This window comes from Haloarcula sp. S1AR25-4, assembly GCF_031624555.1.
Classification (GTDB): Archaea; Halobacteriota; Halobacteria; order Halobacteriales; family Haloarculaceae; genus Haloarcula; species Haloarcula pellucida.
Window position 1 is genome coordinate 810,180 of the sequence record NZ_JAMQOR010000002.1, and the last position, 16,501, is coordinate 826,680.

At 67.3% G+C, this 16,501-nt stretch carries 14 protein-coding genes and 1 pseudogene; 4 read left to right on the plus strand and 11 right to left on the minus strand.

The annotated features are described in order from the left end of the window. Window position 1: 1 nt before the first annotated feature. From NDI85_RS12820 to NDI85_RS12855, 8 genes are all read right to left on the minus strand, one after another. The gene (locus NDI85_RS12820; RefSeq protein WP_188995870.1) at window positions 2-934 is read right to left on the minus strand and encodes a carbohydrate ABC transporter permease; all 933 of its coding nucleotides are present in this window, start codon (window positions 932-934) and stop codon (window positions 2-4) included. A 1-nt stretch (window position 935) separates the two neighbouring features. Continuing rightward, complete coding sequence (locus NDI85_RS12825) at window positions 936-1,892, minus strand: carbohydrate ABC transporter permease (RefSeq protein WP_188995868.1); 957 nt, start codon at window positions 1,890-1,892, stop codon at window positions 936-938. Window positions 1,893-1,944: 52 nt separating this feature from the next. Next, complete coding sequence (locus NDI85_RS12830) at window positions 1,945-3,282, minus strand: ABC transporter substrate-binding protein (protein ID WP_396275530.1); 1,338 nt, start codon at window positions 3,280-3,282, stop codon at window positions 1,945-1,947. A gap of 172 nt (window positions 3,283-3,454) precedes the next feature. Further along, the gene (locus NDI85_RS12835) at window positions 3,455-4,690 is read right to left on the minus strand and encodes a mandelate racemase/muconate lactonizing enzyme family protein (RefSeq protein ID WP_188995866.1); all 1,236 of its coding nucleotides are present in this window, start codon (window positions 4,688-4,690) and stop codon (window positions 3,455-3,457) included. Between the two features lie 190 nt (window positions 4,691-4,880). Continuing rightward, on the minus strand, window positions 4,881-5,744 hold the full coding sequence (locus NDI85_RS12840; protein WP_310915993.1) for a fumarylacetoacetate hydrolase family protein: 864 nt from the start codon (window positions 5,742-5,744) through the stop codon (window positions 4,881-4,883). A gap of 841 nt (window positions 5,745-6,585) precedes the next feature. After that, entirely contained in the window at window positions 6,586-7,509 is a 924-nt protein-coding gene (locus NDI85_RS12845; RefSeq protein ID WP_310915994.1) for a hypothetical protein, read from the minus strand. Then, window positions 7,506-9,182, minus strand: coding sequence for an FAD-dependent oxidoreductase (locus NDI85_RS12850; protein ID WP_310915995.1), 1,677 nt, complete (start codon window positions 9,180-9,182; stop codon window positions 7,506-7,508). The genes NDI85_RS12845 and NDI85_RS12850 overlap by 4 nt, the downstream gene beginning before the upstream one ends. A 100-nt stretch (window positions 9,183-9,282) precedes the next feature. Then, entirely contained in the window at window positions 9,283-9,444 is a 162-nt protein-coding gene (locus NDI85_RS12855; protein WP_310915996.1) for a hypothetical protein, read from the minus strand. Window positions 9,445-9,620: 176 nt separating this feature from the next. Between NDI85_RS12855 and NDI85_RS22305 the strand changes: the two are divergent. After that, a pseudogene (locus NDI85_RS22305) lies at window positions 9,621-10,859 on the plus strand (sodium-dependent transporter); the annotation flags it as partial. Window positions 10,860-11,009: 150 nt separating this feature from the next. Beyond that, window positions 11,010-11,732: an alanyl-tRNA editing protein gene (locus NDI85_RS22310; protein WP_396275531.1), complete on the plus strand. Its 723-nt coding sequence runs from the start codon at window positions 11,010-11,012 to the stop codon at window positions 11,730-11,732. Here NDI85_RS22310 and NDI85_RS12865 read toward each other — a convergent pair whose 3' ends face one another. Both NDI85_RS12865 and NDI85_RS12870 read right to left on the minus strand, forming a co-directional pair. Then, window positions 11,733-12,560 (minus strand): hypothetical protein, encoded by an 828-nt coding sequence (locus NDI85_RS12865; protein ID WP_188995861.1) that lies wholly within the window; start codon window positions 12,558-12,560, stop codon window positions 11,733-11,735. A 146-nt stretch (window positions 12,561-12,706) separates the two neighbouring features. Continuing rightward, entirely contained in the window at window positions 12,707-13,450 is a 744-nt protein-coding gene (locus NDI85_RS12870) for a CARDB domain-containing protein (RefSeq protein ID WP_310915998.1), read from the minus strand. Here NDI85_RS12870 and NDI85_RS12875 point away from each other — a divergent pair. Both NDI85_RS12875 and NDI85_RS12880 read left to right on the plus strand, forming a co-directional pair. Further along, entirely contained in the window at window positions 13,440-15,200 is a 1,761-nt protein-coding gene (locus NDI85_RS12875; protein ID WP_310915999.1) for a hypothetical protein, read from the plus strand. The two genes, NDI85_RS12870 and NDI85_RS12875, sit on opposite strands and share 11 nt — an antisense overlap. A 137-nt stretch (window positions 15,201-15,337) precedes the next feature. Then, the gene (locus tag NDI85_RS12880) at window positions 15,338-15,859 is read left to right on the plus strand and encodes a halocyanin domain-containing protein (RefSeq protein ID WP_310916000.1); all 522 of its coding nucleotides are present in this window, start codon (window positions 15,338-15,340) and stop codon (window positions 15,857-15,859) included. Window positions 15,860-15,865: 6 nt separating this feature from the next. Here the strand turns inward: NDI85_RS12880 and NDI85_RS12885 are convergent, their stop codons facing one another. After that, the gene (locus tag NDI85_RS12885) at window positions 15,866-16,447 is read right to left on the minus strand and encodes a peroxidase-related enzyme (protein WP_310916001.1); all 582 of its coding nucleotides are present in this window, start codon (window positions 16,445-16,447) and stop codon (window positions 15,866-15,868) included. Window positions 16,448-16,501: the final 54 nt, after the last annotated feature.

Genomic DNA, 16,501 nt, shown 5'->3' on the forward strand with positions numbered 1-16,501 from the left:
GTTATCCACCTCCGGTCCGCAGGCCCTTCGCAAATTGCTCCGCGAAGGCGACGTAGATGATGAGGGTCGGAATCGCCGCGAGGAACGCCGCGGACATGCGGATTCCGAAGTCGATACCGGACGTCGAGGCGCCGACGGCCGGCAGGATGAGCGTCACGACGGCCTCCGGCGTGTCAGAGCCAGTGATCAGCGTGAACGCAAAGAGGAACTCGTTGTATATCTGGGTGAACTGATAGATGAACACGACGCCGAACATCGGCTTCGAGATCGGCAACACGATGCGGCGGTATATCTTCGAGACGGACGCCCCGTCTATCTTCGCGGCCTCGACGAGCGAACTCGGGAGGCTCTGGTAGTACGAGCGAAACAGGATCGTACAGATGGGTATCCCGTACGCGATGTGGGTGATGATGAGCGGGACGAGGTTCGAGTGGTAGTCCTGGAGGTACGGGAGCGTCTCGAACGTCGGCGCCAGCATCGACGCGAGCGGGAAGATGTTGTTCCAGAAACGCGCGAGCGGCACCAGCACCGCCTGGTACGGCAGGAAGATGCCGACGAGGAACAGTATCAGGAACGCCATCTGGCCGCGCCAGCGAACCATCGTGAGGCCGTAGGCGGCCATGCTCCCGAACAGGACGCTCCCGATGGTGGCGGGAATCGCCATGAACAGGGAGTTGAAGAACGCGCCCGAGAGCTGTTCGAGCGCGAACTGGAGGTTGCCCCACGTGAACCCCTCGCCGGTCGGTGGCGCCAGTGGAATCGTGCGGGCGACGGCCTCGTTGGTCTTCAGCGCGGTCATGATGCCGGTCTCCAGGGGTGCGAGGAAGAACCCGATGAAGAGGATGACCAGCACGTACTGTCCGATTCGGGCGAGGTTTACGTCCTCGACGAGCGATGCGACGTCGATGTTGGTGTCGGGCGTTGACTGTGACATCTTAGAGGCTCCCCTGTCTGTACTGGTAGTAGAGGTACGGCGCGATGACGCCAAGCGCGAGGACCATCAGGTACGTCGCGATGGTCGCCGCGTAGGCCCACTTGCCGAACTTGAACGCCTGCCGAACCATCAGCGTCGCCAGGATGTCCGTCCCGTTGGGCGGTCGGTAGCGGCCGGTCAGTGCATACAGGAAGGTGAAGGCCTTCAGCGCGAACACCATCAGGACGACGGCCGCGCTGACCGACGACTCCTTCAGTTGCGGGATGATGATGCGCAGGTAGGTCTTTGCCGTGCTCGCGCCGTCCACGCGGGCGGCCTCGAACTGGTCGTCGGGGAGCGACCGCAGGCCGGCCAGATAGACGACCATCGTGTAGCCGCTGAACTGCCAGATGAGCGCGAAGATGATCGACCCGAGCGCAATCGACGGGTTCCCTATCCAGTCGACGGGTTGGAACCCGAAGGCCGTCACGATGATGTTCAGCAGGCCGTTGTTGTTGTTGAACATCCAGAGCCACAGCTGGGCCGTAACGACGAACGAGAGACTCATCGGCAGTAAGTAGATGGTCTGTACCTTGTCGTCGTACCGAATCCCCTGATCGATGAGTACCGCGAGGAACAGGCCGAGAACGAGGCAAATCGTCGTGAACGTGACGAGGAGTACCAGGTTGTTCTGGGTGGCCTGCAGGAACGCGTTGCTCCCGAGTACCTGCGTGTACATCTCGAGGTCCAGATTGCCCGGACTGTAGTCCGGCGGCGTCAGTCCCCGCGCGTCGGTCAGCGATATCGCGATGTTGAACCCCATCCCGCCGTAGACGGCGACGCCCATGACGAGGAACGGAATCCCCCAGAAGGGCGAGGACCGCACGAAGTCACTGTTGAGGAAGTATCGCAACTTCGTCTCCCAGTCGACCTCCTCGGTCGGGGTTGTGGTTGCCTCTGCCGTTTCGTGGGTGTCCATAGATAGTGTGATTTCGTTCCGGTATAATAAAATGTGTAGTTCGTCGATCCCGTTACTGGGACACGGCGTCTAGCAGTCCGTCGGCCGCCGACTGCACGTCGTAGGGCCCCATCATGTTCTCGCTCATCGCCGTCTTGCAGGCACCCATCTGCTCGGGCGGGACGGCGAGGCCGTGTGCGATGGTGGGCGGGTACCGCTCGGAACTTGTCAGGTCCTCGTAGGTCAGGCCGATGAAGTCGCCGAGTTCGCCCGGGTCGATGTCGGTCCGGAGCGGGACGGAGCCTTTCAGGTTGTTGAACGCGATCTGGGCTTTCTTGGTCCCGACGAACTTCTGCCACGCGATGGTCTCGTCCTCGCTCGGGTTGTTCGCCGGCGCGACGATGGCGTCGATGTGGTAGCCGTAGGTACCCTCGGTTCCGGGGAACGGAATCCAGTCCCAGTGCTCCTTGTAGTTGAACGAGTCGTCGACGCGGAACTGACCCGCCAGCCAGTTGCCCTGATGCATGCAGGCGACTTCGCCGTTGATCATCTTCCCGCCGACGTCGGTGAAACTCACCGACGAGGCGTCGTCGGTGATGTAGTTCTGCTGAATCTCCTTGACGACGTTCAGCGACTCGACGATGGCCTGCCGGTCACCGTTGCCCTCGATGAAGTTCATGTAGGCGTCGACGCCGGCCTGACCCTGGAGGACCTGCGCCCACAGTTGGAGGACGGTCCACGGTGCGACCATCGCCTGTCCCATGGGCGTGACGTCCGTCTCCGTCTTGATGGCGTCGAGCGCGCTCAGCAGCGAGTCGATGTCGTCGAGGCTCGACGCGTCTACGCCCGCCTCCTCGAAGGCCGAGATGTTGTAGAACAGGTTGTTCATCCGGTGAGAGCCGAGGGGAACCGAGGACATCTTGCCGTTGAACGTACAGAGTTCGACGGCGCGGTCCTGCATCACGTCTTTGTACCCTTCGGGGTCCCAGACGGACGATTCGAGGTCCATCAGGTGGCCCCGGTAGCGTTCGAGGTTGTTCCCCGGCCAGTTCGCGAAGGAACTCATCGGGTTGTTGTTGACCATCCGGCGCAGAATCGTCGCGTTGAGGTTGACGTTCGCGCTCGCTCCGACGGCCTGGAACTGCGTGTCCATGTCGGGATATTCGCTCTCGAACTCCTCTATGAGCGCTGTAATCGCGGCTTCACCGTCACCACCGGCCCAACCGTGGAGGACTTCGAGCGTCTCGTCCCACTGCCCGCCACCCCCGGAACCGTCGCTCCCGTCGCTCCCGCCGTCACCGCCACCGTCGCTCCCGTCGCTTCCACCGTCGCTCCCGCCGTCGCCGGAACACCCGGCGATACCGAATGCGGCCCCAGTACTCAGCGCAGCGAGGTATCTTCGCCTGTCCATTGCCGAATCGAGTTTGTCATTATCAGCCATACGGTTTAGAGCGATTATCTATGAGAACATAAAACTGTCGGCGATTCAGCCCGCAGAACGGGTCATCCCCGACTTCCGACCGGTATCGGAGGGACACCCACAGCAGACGCTTTCGGGACCGTCGCCGACCGCGACCGTCCGCTCACGCCTCGTCGAACAGTTCCTCTCCCTCCGCCAGATGCGCTTCGACGGCGTCGAAGTCGAGCGTGAGGCCCAGACCGGGGCGCTCGGGGATGTCCATGTAGCCATCGACGATGAGGTCGTCTTCCTCGACGAGGTCTTCCCACCAGCCGAGTTCGTAGGAGTGGTACTCGACGGCGAGCGCGTTCGGGATGGCCGCACCCACGTGAGCGCTCGCCATCGTCCCGATGGGTGAGGAGACGTTGTGCATCGCCACCGGAATGTAGAACACGTCCGCCAGCGTCGCGATCTTCGCCGTCTCTCGCATCCCGCCGACCTTCGGACAGTCCGGCGCGACGATGTCGACGCCCCCCTCGGTGATGAGGCGGCGCTGACCGTGCGTGCGGTAGACGTTCTCGCCGGCCGCGATGGGCGTGCCCGTCGACTGGGTGACCTCGCGCTGGACGTCGTGGTTCTCCGGCGGTACCGGGTCTTCGAGCCACCACACGTCGTACTGTTCGAGTTCGCGCGCGAGGCGCTTTGCGCTGCCGCTGGCAAACGCCCAGTGACAGTCGAAGGCGGCGTCTGCGCGGTCGCCGACGCGTTCGGTGACCCGCCGGACGATCTCGGCCTTGTGGTCGATTTCGGGTTGCCGGAGGTGACGGTTCGCGCGGTCCTTCTCGTGGCCCGAGGGGACGTCGAGGTCGAACTTCAGGGCGTCGTAGCCCAGTTCCTCGACGACGCGCTCTGCCTCGTCGGCACAGGCCTCGGGGTCGGCCTCGTCCTCGGTGTGACAGTCACAGTAGGTGCGGACCGAGTCCCGGTACTTCCCACCGAGCAGTTGGTAGGCGGGGACGTCGAGAATCTTGCCGGCGACGTCGTGCAAGGCGAGTTCGATGCCGGAGATGGCGGCGATGTCCTTCCCGGCGATGGAGCCCTCGCCGGACATCTTCTGGACCATGTGTTCGTACAGGCGGTCGACGTCCAGCGGGTTCTCGCCGACGACGAAGGGGGTCAACCGCTCGATTATCTCCGGCAGGGCACCGCCCCAGTAGGCTTCGCCGTTGCCGACGGGCCCGGCGTCCGTGTAGACGCGGACGAGCGTCCACGGGTAGTTGCCGTCGACGACGACGGTCTGGACGTCGGTGATCTCGACGTCGCGACGCTCGCCGCGGTGCTCCGTGAGGCCCATCGTCTCGGCCGAGAGGTCCCGCATCGTGTACTCTGCGTTGGGGTCTCGCAAGTTTCCGTAGTGCATACGACAGCGGGGAATACACACCCTCGGGCAAAACACTTCCGGGCGTTCGGGCCGGAGCGCGGGCAGCGCGGCCGCTCGCGGGCCACTCGGCGACTCGCTGGCCGCGGTCGCGACGCGTCGGGTGCGTCACAGCGACGGGGACAGTCGAGCGAGCGCCGTCAGGGGTCGTCTCGTCCGTTACACATGCTGGTTAGACGGTCGTCACGGTATTGTGCAACGTCCCGATACGTTCGATCTCGATGTCGACCTCGTCGTTCTCGCGGAGTGTGAACCCGTCGTCCGGAACGAGCGAGGTCCCGGTGAGGAGGACGGCGAGTTCGGGGACGGCGTTGTGCGCGGTGTAACAGTCGACGAGTTCTTCGCACGTGCGGACCATCTCTCCCGTGTTCGTCTCGCCGCTGTAGACACACTCCCCGTCGCGATGGATCGTCATCGAGAGGTCCAGCGAGTGCGGGTCCGCTATGTCTGTGACGACGCTGGGACCGATGGCACAGCAGCGGTCGTACACCTTCGCCTGCGGGAGGTACAGCGGGTTCTGCCCTTCGATAGAGCGACTGCTCATGTCGTTGCCGATGGTGTAACCGACAGTCCGCCCGTCGTAGAGGACGATACCGAGTTCCGGTTCGGGGACGTCCCACTCGGAATCGCCGCGAATGCCGACTTCCTCGCCCGGGCCGACCGTCCGACTCGGCGTCGACTTGAGGAATATCTCCGGCCGGTCCGCGTCGTAGACGTCCAGATACATGTCCGGCGTGTCGCTCTCCTCTCGGCGCGCCGCCTCGCTTATCTGGTAGGTGACCCCGGCGGCCCACACCTCGTCGGCGTGGACCGGCACGGTTCGGGTGGCGTCGACCTCGTTCGGTGCGAGTTCGTGCTCGGCGTCGACGTGCCGCGTAGCGACGTCGTCGGGGGAGCGTTCGGCGATGCTCGCGGCCGAGAGGAGGTCCCGAAACGACTGCAGGCGCGGCTTCGCGGCGGTGAGGTCGTACAGGCTCTCGCCCGTCGAGACGACGAGCCGACCGGTGTCTCCGTTACCGAGCTGATAGTACCGCATACGGTCTAAGAACTGGTAATCGCTAAAAAGTGTTTCGTCGACGGGGGTGGTCCACGTGTACCACTCGATCGAACGTCCGGACGGGCGCGGAGGTCGACGCGACGTACGCGAACGACGCGCGAACCGAAACCACCGTTCGGAGAGAGCGACGAACATACCGTCAGTCCGGAAAATTGTTCAACAATACTGAACGCAGTTCGTAACAATAGTACTTCCGTTATTCCCACATCGTCGATTGTTCACACACCTCGCAGAGGTTTCTAGAGCTAGATATCGGGAGTCTGAGGAAGGCAGCAGGGAGACGACACATAGGCGTACCGAACGTTCTGATGAAATTTCGTTCGGTTATTCTGAACGCTTCTTCCTCGAAGGGGCACCGACTGCCTCTTCAGGTGAACACTCGACGGCTAGCAGCGGGGAGGGGTGACTGCGAGTGCGGCACGGTGTCGGTGTTCTGGACAGGTTCGAAGCGTCTACACCGGAGACCGATACGCCGGCACGGGAGTGCCGGACCAGTTCGTGGTCTGTCACGGAATCGACTGCGAGGTGCGCGATCGTGGTCGCCGCTTTGTCGTCCACGCGTGATATCCCCGTCGACACCGCCCACATATCGGCAGTATATGCGAATTTACCCGCCGCTTGTCGATATACACATGGCTATTCGCCGTATTGTCAGTAAACTACCCCAACTTATCTCGACATTTCGATTTTTATACCTTTATTGGTACTGCTTGCCCGTATATACACCTCCCTAGCGTTTTCTGTCGCCAGATTTGGTCGATATGGGCACAGATAGGACAGCGAGCGGTCGGCCGCTAACGGGGCCGTGGGCCGCACCCGGTCAGAACGGGTGGCGGCGGAGGAGTGCCCGAGGGACGATCCGATACGTCTCGCCACGGGCGCGGAAGTACCGTCGCGTCCGCCGCTTGCCGTCGACGACGAATCGGAGCGCGTCGAGCGCCGTCACGTTGCGCCACCGGGTGGTGCTGCCCGGGACGACGCACGGGACGCCGCCGACGGTGCGGACCCGGCCGCGGACGACGCGTTGCCCGAGGTCGTCGAGGGCCGCACTGTGCCAGTGACAGAGGACACAGATCGGCTGGCCGTCGTCGAGCGAGACCGCCGGCGGCGGCGAGAGCGCGAGGGCGTCCTCGTGCAGGTCGAACCCGTCGACCGGCCACGTGCGGGGTCGCCCGTCGGCGTCGACGGCCGTCGCGACGAGTCGGTCGTAGCGCGCCGCCTCCCCGGCGTCTACGTCCGCCGCGGGCCACGCCTCGACGCGTCCGGTCCCGGTCCGGTCGAGTCGATCGATTCGCTCGGGCGCTATCTCTATCAGGATGCGAAGCCCGTACCAGTCGAGCAACAAGAGGCCGAGTCGGGATTGCAGGACCGACGCGGCGTCGAGCATCGCGGTCCGCTTCTCCGAGGGCGGTTCGGCCTCGAACAGGCGCCGGAGACGGTGCGCGTTCGCTTCGAGGTCGTCGTCTCGTACCGTCGCTGTGCCCGTAACGTGGCGGGGGCCGTCGGGACCGTGCAGGAGGAGGCCGACAGTGGGTGTCGCCGCGGCCCGTGCGGCCTTCTCGGCGAAGGCCGGCGCGCAACTCACCACGACGCACTCGCTCGCCGGGTCGTAGGTCGGCGTCACGGGGACCGTCGCCTGCCGCCCGTCGCGGACCGTCGTGAACTCGGCGGTCGTCGAGGCGGCGATGGCTGCACGCACTGACGCCGACGACGCGTCGTCACCCGCCCCGTCCACGGAGGTCACGCGCCGACCCGGGTTCTGAATTCACGGAGGAGGCGACCGAGGCCCCGTTCGGTCTCGCCGGGGTGCGGCAGACCGAGCGCACAAGCCACGTCGTCCTGCCGTCTCAGCGGTTCGAACACCGCCGGTTCGTCGAGTCCCCAGACCGTCGGCGGCGGCCCGACGCCCGCACGGTCGAGGACGCCGGCGACGGCGCGTCTGGCGGCCTCGTTCGCGCTCTCCATCGTGGCGAGGTCCGTCTCCGTGCGCACGTAGTCGGCCGCGAGCACGAGGTTCGCCGCCTCGGTCACCGCGTCGGGTCGGTGTCGCAGTGACCCGACGGTGTTGATGAGCAGTGGTGACCGGTTGTCCATCCGGTCCCCACGCTCCGCCTCGACGATGGCGGGGTCGACGACCACGTCGTACAGCGCCGCCGCCGAGAGCCGTTCGTCCTCGCGGTTGAGGTGGGCGGTCAACTGCGCCCACACCTCGTCGACGATCTCCTCGCGCGTGCACTCGCTGGCGGGTTTGTCGAACAGCACGCCCGGCGTCTCCCAGTCGGAGACGATGACCGAGAGGACGCCCTGCACCGACCCGTCGGCGCATCCGGTCAGGTCGAACGGGCCGTCGGCCCAGAACTGGCCCTGCGAGATGGACGTCAGCGCCCACGGCGAGTCCGTGTACGCCTGATGGCCGTGTGCCAACGGCGCGTCGTCGGTGAGGTAGAACTGGAGGCCGTTCATCCACGCGGTGTCGAGTTTGCGCACGCCCGCGAGCGAGGGGGCGGCGCGAGTCAGTGCGGGCGTGAGCAGCCGTGCCATCACCTCGACGGGGACCGCCGCGACGTAGTGGTCGGCCGTCACCGTCTCCGAACCGTCCGCGCCATCGACGACGACGCCGGTGACGCGGTGGCCGTCAGACTCGATAGCCGTCACGGGCGTCCCGGTCCGGAACTCGACGCCGAGCGAGCGGAGGTACGCGACCCACGGCCGTATCCACACCACGCTCGTCGGACCGTTCAGCACCGCCTCGGTCGGTCGGCGGGGCTCTATCTGGTCGAGCATCAACTGGACGTAGATGCGCCCGATGGTCCGGGCGCTCGCTATCTGTGGCCGCATCGCGACGAGCGCCTGCGTGCTCTCGGCGAGGTGTTTCCGGTAGGCCGGCGACCGCTCCTCGGCGTCGACGAACTCCCACCACGTGATGGCGTCGAACTCCCGTTCGCGCCGGCGACGGCCGCTGGTGAGCAACACAAGCAGGCGGCGGAGGAAGTAGTTCGTCTCCCGAGCGGTGAGTTCGCCGTTGCCGATGGTCGGCCGGAGCGCGTCGGCCCACTCCGAGACGGTCCGCGGCGTCGCCGACCGAGAGAGCGACTCGCCGCCGTCGACGGAGGCGACGAGCGTCTCGCTGGTCGGCACCAGATTGTCTGCGACGGTCCCGCCCTCGGCGAGCGGAATCCGGGCCATCGTGTCCCGGAGGTTGGTGTAGAACCCGGGAAAGAACCGGAAACCGTGTTCGCCGGGCAGGGGCGGTCCCTCGGCGTCACCCTCGTACTCGAAGCTCCGCGCTTTCCCGCCCAGCGCGTCGTCGGCCTCGTACACCGTCACCGCGAAGCCGCGTTCTGCGAGTTCCTGTGCCGCGCTCAGGCCGCCGACCCCGCCCCCGAGGATGGCAACCGACGACGAACCGGGATGCATGCCTTCGAGACGGGCCCGACTGTAATAACCGTTCTATCGCCGCGAAATGCTACCGATCAGCACAGTAGCGGGCGGCCGTAGACCGAACGGAACGGTCGGCTCAGAGGTCGTATCGAGCGATCTCGGTCGAGCCACAGGCCGGGCAGCCGTCGGCGTCGTCGTCGACGGTCGTCCCACACTGCCGACACTCGTGGAACGCCCCTGTCGACGCCCTCTGTGACGGTGACCCCCGACCGACGGCCTGTTTCAACTGCTCCAACATAGCCGGGAGGACGGTCGGCCCGAGTATATACGTCAGCCAACCGCGTCGGAAGTGAAAACCGGCCGACAGCGGGCGGTCGACGCGGCCGCCGTCAGCCCAGCGTCAGACGCCCCACGTCCGTTCGACGGGCCCCGTGCGAGCGTACGTTTAACACGGTACCACGAGCAGAGGCCGGCATGACCGCCGAGCGATGGTCCTCACGAGTCGGGTTCCTGCTCGCCGCCGTCGGGGCCGCCGTCGGGCTAGGCAACATCTGGCGGTTCTCCGCCGTCGTCGGCCAGAACGGCGGCGGGGCCTACCTCCTTCCGTACCTCGTCGCGGCCGTCGTCTGTGCCGTGCCGCTCCTCGTCCTCGAACTGGCCGTCGGCCGCACCCTCCGGACGGACGTGGTCTCGGCGTTCCGGACGGTCGGCGACCGCTACGCCGTCGTCGGATGGGCCGTCGTGGCCGGCGTCCTCCTCATCCTGAGCTACTATCTGGTCCTCACCGGGTGGGTGCTGGGCTTTCTCGTGTCGTGGAGCGTCGGGTCGGGGACGACGTTCGCAGCCTTCACCGCCGGTTGGCGGCCGGTCGCGTTCTTCGTCGTCGCGACGGCGCTGACCGGTGGCGTCGTCTCGCTGGGCGTCCGCGACGGCATCGAACGGCTCGCGACGTACCTGTTACCGACGGTGTTCGTCCTGCTCGCCGCGCTCGCGGCGTACGCGACGACGCTCCCCGGATGGGGCCGTGCCGTCGCGTTCCTGTTTACGCCGGACTTCTCGGTGCTGTCGGACCCCGGCCTCTGGAGTGCCGCCGTCGGGCAGGTGTTTTTCTCGCTGTCCGTCGGGCAAGGCATCATGCTGACCTACGGGAGCTACGTCGACGACGACACCGACCTCACGCGGTCGGCGTTTGCGATTACGGTCGTCGACGTCGGGGCCGCGATTACGGCGGGGCTGGTCATCTTCCCCGTCGTGTTCAGTTTCGGCCTCCGGCCGACGCTCGGGACGGAACTGGCCTTCACGACGCTCCCGACGGCCTTCGCGACGATGCCGTTCGGTCGCCCCGTCGCCGTCGCGTTCTTCGGCCTGCTGGCGCTGGCGGCGCTCAGTTCGGCCGTCGCCATGCTGGAGGTGGGCGTCGCCGCCCTGACGGCGACCGGGTACGGGCGGCGGCGCGCGACGTGGCTGCTTACCGGCGTGATGCTCCTCGCGGGCGCGCCCTCCGCCTTGAGTTACAGCCCCGCGAACCTCGCGCTGGCCGGCGTCCCCGTCCTCGATATCGTCGACGCTACCGTGGGGACGTTCGCACTGCCCGTCTCGGCGGTCCTCATCGTGGCCGTGTTCGTCTTCGTCGCGGACCTCGACGCCGTCCGTGCGGAACTCGGCGCGTTCGTCGCTCTCGTCCGATACGTCGTCCCCGTCGTCCTCGTCGCCGTCGTCGTCGCGAAAGTAGCGGGCGTCGCCCGACCGGCGTGGCGGCTCCTCCTCGACGAGATAGGCACGCTTGCGACGGTCGTGCTGGTCCCAGCCGTCGCACTCACCGCCGTCCAACGGCTTTTGCCGTCGGCCCGCCAACCGGTAGCTATGACCGACCTCCGGTACCTCCCCGACGCGGACGACGTCACCGAATTCGAGGCGGCGGTGACCGAAGCGACCGAGGAGTACGTCGTCCTCGACGGGACGTACTTCTACCCCGAGGGGGGCGGCCAACCGGCCGACCGCGGCCGCCTCTCGTGGGACGGCGGCGAAGCGACGGTCCGGGACGTACGCAAGAACCACGGCGACGTGCGCCACTACGTCGAGTCTATCGAGGGGACGGTGCCGGCAGCGGGGACGACCGTCACCGGCGAGATAGACGCCGACCGCCGCGAGCGGTTGCGCCGGATGCACACCGCCCAGCACGTCGTCTCCCGCGTGGTGCTGGACGAGTTCGACGCCGCGACGGCCGGCAACCAGATTCACGTCGACCGCTCGCGAATCGACTTCGAACCCGCCGACTTCGACGCCGAGGACGTGGCGACCATCGAGCGTGCGGCCAACCGCGTCGTCGACGCCGACCTGCCCGTCTCGAAGGCCGAGCGACCGCGCGCCGACGTCGAGGCCGAGACGCCCGAGGGTCGGACCCAACTCGACCTGATTCCGGACCACGTCGACCCCCTGCGCGTGGTCGAGATAGCCGAGTTCGACACCTGTCCCTGTGGCGGCACCCACGTCGACCGCACGGGCGAACTCGGCGCTATCCGCGTCACGGACCGCGCGTCGAAGGGCGCCGACGTCGAGCGAATCGAGTTCGAACTCGACGGGTAGTCACTCGGCTCCGGTGTCCGCCCACGTCCCCACCGCTGGGGACTCGGGGTCGATGTCGGCGACGAACCGCATCGTCGCGAGGTTGGCGGCGAGGCCGAGGACGGCGCCGCCCGCGACCCCGACGACCAGTCCGACGACGGGCACGTTGACGACGAGCAGCGACGCGAACGGCGAAAGCACGAGGACGAACAGCAGGAACCCGACGAGGTACCGGAGGTACGCACCGCTGGCTATCGCGAGGCCGTACGAGGCCCGGAGCGCGTCGAGGAGATCGGTCTCCCGGAGGACGAGGAGGTAGGGCGTCGCGGCGAACAGGTACGCGAGGACGACGAACACCGGAATCGACAGCACGACGAGCGGGAACAGCGCGTCCAGTCCACCGCTGGCGCCGGCGAACCCGAACGGCAGGAGGAGGAGCACCGGAACGCCGGTCAGCACGAGGAACGGCAGGAAGAACCGGCGGACGTTCGCCGCGAAGTCGTACCGGCCCGCGACGAGCGCCTCCTGGAGACTGCCGAAGTAGCCCGCGATCAGCGCCGCCTGTAGCGCGAGCGCCGCCGGGACGACCAAAAGCACCAGCGGGAACCCGACCATCGGGACGCCGGTCTGGACCGTTCCCCCCTGACTCGGCGGGTTGACGAAGGTCCAGACGTCGACGACGGAGACCGGCGCCGCCAGTTGAAGACTGACGTGGAAGCCGTCGAAGGTCAGCACGGACCAGAGCTTCTCCGTGTTCAGCAGCGCGGTCAGCACGGGGACCAGCGCGAGGGGGAGGACGTCGAGCGCCCGCCGCCACCCGTCGCCGAGTCGCGTGACGAACGACGGCATCGTCACCGCCGTAGTCGCCGGTGCGGGCCGCCGGCGGCGGGTCGGTTCCGTGGCTGGGCGAGCGGGAAGCTACGTCCGTGGCGGGGCTGACTGGAGGGCATCACCGGACCGTCGTCCGACTGCGACAAGTCGTTTGTGTTCGGCCGTCAACGCCGGAGTCGTCGGAGTCGCTCGACCGAACCGACGAGTACGAGGGCGACGAACAGGAGCGCCACCAGTCCGAGGTCGAACCCGGGGCCGTCACCAGCGGACAGGCCCGAAGGCGGGTCGTTGTCCCACTGGTTGCCCTCGCTGACGTTCATCTGCCCCGCTTCGGTCCCCTCGACGGCGACGGTGCCGCCGCCGGCCGGGAACCCGATGGTGACCTCGTCGCGTTCGCCGGGGTCGAGCCGGACCGTCTCGTTGGCGACCGGGCGGCCGTCGACGGTGACGGTGAGGGTACGCTGGGCCGGCCGGTCGCCGGGATTCTCGACCGTCGCGGTGACGTTGGTCTGGTACCCCTGTCTGGCCCAATCCGGCGGGCTGGTGGTGTTGACGACCCGGACCTGTCCCGGTTCCAGCGAGGCCACGGCGAGCGACGAGAGGCCGTCCGCGGTGGCGAGATACCGGCCGGCGCTGCTGTCGTACCGCGTCGGTAGCGCCGACCAGCCCTCGTTCGTGTACCGATAGACGACGACGCTGTCGCGCGAGCGGTTGTCGGGCACGGCCTGCGCGTCGACGTCCACCGCGAGTCCCACGCTTCTGACCGCCTCGTCGTCGATGCCCGTCTCGACGGGCACGTATCCCAGCGCGTCGCCGCGCGGGACCGGCGGCAACGGTCCGGAGTCGGTCGTCGGTTCGAACACCGTCGTCTCGACGGTCGACTGGTCGGTGGCGAACGTGACGTTCATACTGGAGAGCGTCACCGCGGGTGCCTGCGAGGACCGATCGGTGAGGGCGAACGACGGCGTCGCGCTCTCTCCGGCAGCGGCCCCGCGAATCGTGATAGTGACGCCCTCCGCCGTCCGGGACTGCGTGATGCGTAACTGCTCGCGTCCCGGCGCGTTCGAATCGCCACCGTCGTTCGAACTGCTCCCGAGGTCGTTCCCGTCGTCTCCCGAGACGGCCGATGGACCGCCGTCGTTCGAACTGGAGTCGTCACCGTCGGCGGGCCCACCACCGCCACCGCCGCCACCGCCGGTGTTCGACGGCGCTGCAGTTGGCGCGTCAGTCGGCGGCGCGTCCGTGGGTGTCGGTGTGGGCGTCGGTGACGACGGGAACAGCGGCGGGAACAGCGGATCGGGCGTCCCGGCCGGTATCGGGGTGAGCGTCTCCGTCGGTGTGTCGGTCGGCGTTTCAGTTGGCGTCGGCGTCGCGGTTGGCGTCGGCGAGTCTGTCGGGGTGGGCGTCGGGGGCGGAGTCGACGTCTCTGTCGGCGTCGGCGTGGGCGTCGGAGTCGGTTCCGGTGTCGGGGTGGGCGTCGGCGGCGGAGTCGACGTCTCTGTCGTCGTTGGTGTCGGTTCCGGCGTGGGTGTGGGTGTCGGCGGCGGAGTCGACGTCTCTGTCGGCGTTGGCTCAGGCGTTGGTGTCGGCGTCGGCGTTGGCTCAGGCGTTGGTGTCGGCGTCGGCGTTGGCTCAGGCGTTGGTGTCGGCGTCGGCGGCGGAGTCGACGTCTCTGTCGGTGTTGGTGTCGGCGTCGGCGTTGGCTCAGGCGTTGGTGTCGGCGTCGGCGGCGGAGTCGACGTCTCTGTCGCCGTTGGTGTTGGCTCAGGCGTGGGCGTGGCCGTCGGTTCTGGTGTCGGTGTGGCAGTTGGCTCCGGCGTCGATGTGGCAGTTGGCTCCGGCGCCGATGTGGCAGTTGGCTCCGGCGTCGCGGTCGGTTCCGGCGTGGGCGTCGCGGTCGGTTCCGGCGTGGGCGTCGCGGTCGGTTCCGGCGTGGGCGTCGCGGTCGGTTCCGGCGTGGGCGTCGCGGTCGGTTCCGGCGTGGGTGTCGCAGTCGGTTCCGGCGTCGGAGTGGCGGTTGGCTCGGGCGTCGGCGTCGCCGTCGGTTCCAGCGTGGCCGTCGCCGTCGGTTCTGGGGTCGGTGTCGCAGTCGGTTCCGGCGTCGGAGTGGCTGTTGGCTCCGGCGTCGGTGTCGCAGTCGGTTCCGGCGTGGGTGTCGCCGTCGGCTCCGGTGTCGGCGTAGCTGTTGGCTCGGGCGTCGGCGTCGCCGTCGGTTCTGGGGTCGGTGTCGCTGTCGGTTCCGGCGTCGCCTCCGTCGCAGTCGGCGGAATCGACGGCGTCTCGGTCTCTGTGGCCACCTGCAACGTAGTATCTGGTGCGGAGACGGTCGCAGACGTATCCGCGAGCGCACCGGCACCCACGAGCGCCGTAGCGAGGACAACTGAGAGGCTCAGGAAGAAGGCCAGCAGGAGACGCGAGAGCGGGCGGCGACCCATGGCGGCCCCTCCGTCTATCGCAGGAATAGTTACCCGCAGGCAAGGATTCGATAAGCCCGACTTATCGGGCTGTTCGACCGCCGGCGGAGTCGTGACACGGTGTGTGGACCACCCGTGTCCGAGAGACCGACCGCGGCGGCCGTTCCCGCCCGTCAGCGCGGTGAGGGCACCGTCGGCGGGAGAGCGGAAAGCCGAGGTTGCACCCCGCCAAAGCAGCGGGTGACTATCTCGTCCGGACCGCCGGTGACCGGTGCGGCGAGATGCGACAGCCGTGAGATAGCGGACAGTGGGCGTGTCGGCGGGCCGTTCGAGTCGGGAAGAGTACGGATAACTATCCTTCTGCGTAGGAGAGGATTAGCCATGACCCGACCCGCAGCGTCACGGCGGCAGTTCCTCCGAACAGCGAGTCTCGCGGGCGCCGTCGGCTTGGCCGGCTGCGGTGGCGACGGTGGTGACGGTGGCGACGGCGGCGTCACCGGGGACGAGTACCCGACGATAGACGAGTGGCTGACCGAGACGGAACTGGGCGGGGCGGACGACACGTACGACGGGTCGTTCGTCGACCAGCGAGACAGCGACAGCGTGACCGTCGACGTCGGCGCCGAGGGGAACGGCGGGGCGTTCGCGTACGCGCCACCGGCGCTTGTCGTCGCCACCGGCACCGAGATACGGTGGAACTGGACCGGCGAGGGGAACCCACACAACGTCGAAGCGCTCCCCGAGGAGCAACTCGGCGAGTCCGACTACGAGTTCAGTTCCGGCGAAGCCGAGGGCGGGTCCGGCGTGAAGTACACGCGTACCCTAGACGAGGCGGGTATCCTCCTCTACCACTGCGAACCCCACTTCTCGCTCGGCATGAAGGGGGGCATCGCAGTAGAGTGAGCGGCCTCAATCGTCGCCGCGGCCGAGGTCGTAAAACTCGTCGTTGGGTCGCATATCCGCGAGGTGGGCCAGTCTGTTCGAGAGGTTGAAGAAGGCCGCGACGCTGCCGACGTCCCAGACGGCCCGGCGACTGAACCCGTGGTCCTCCAGTCGCTCTACGTCGGCCTCGGTCACCTCGGCGGGTCGCTCGGTGAGTTTCACCGCGAAGTCGAGCATCGCACGGTGTGCCTCGCTGACGTCCGCCGTCCGGTGATTCGAGGCGATTTGCTCGGCCAGTTTCGGCGCGTCGGCGTAGATGCGCAACAGCGCCCCGTGTGCGACGATGCAGTACAGACAGTCGTTGACGCCGCTGACGGCGACGACGATCATCTCGACCTCCTCGCGTTCGAGTTCCGTCTCCTCGACGAGGGCGTCGTGGTAGGCGACGAACGCCCGGAAGTGCGAGGGGCGGTAGGCCATCGCCGAGAAGACGTTCGGGGTAAAGCCCGCGCGGTCGGTCTCCTCGTCGATGCGCGCTTGCAGGTCCTCGGGCAAGTCGTCGTAGTCGGGTACCTCGAAGCGCCGCATCGCGTCTCCCGTGTCAGCCATACACATACCGGCGTCGCGGGCGCGCTTCAAGCTTGGCCCGACCGGGACTCGGCG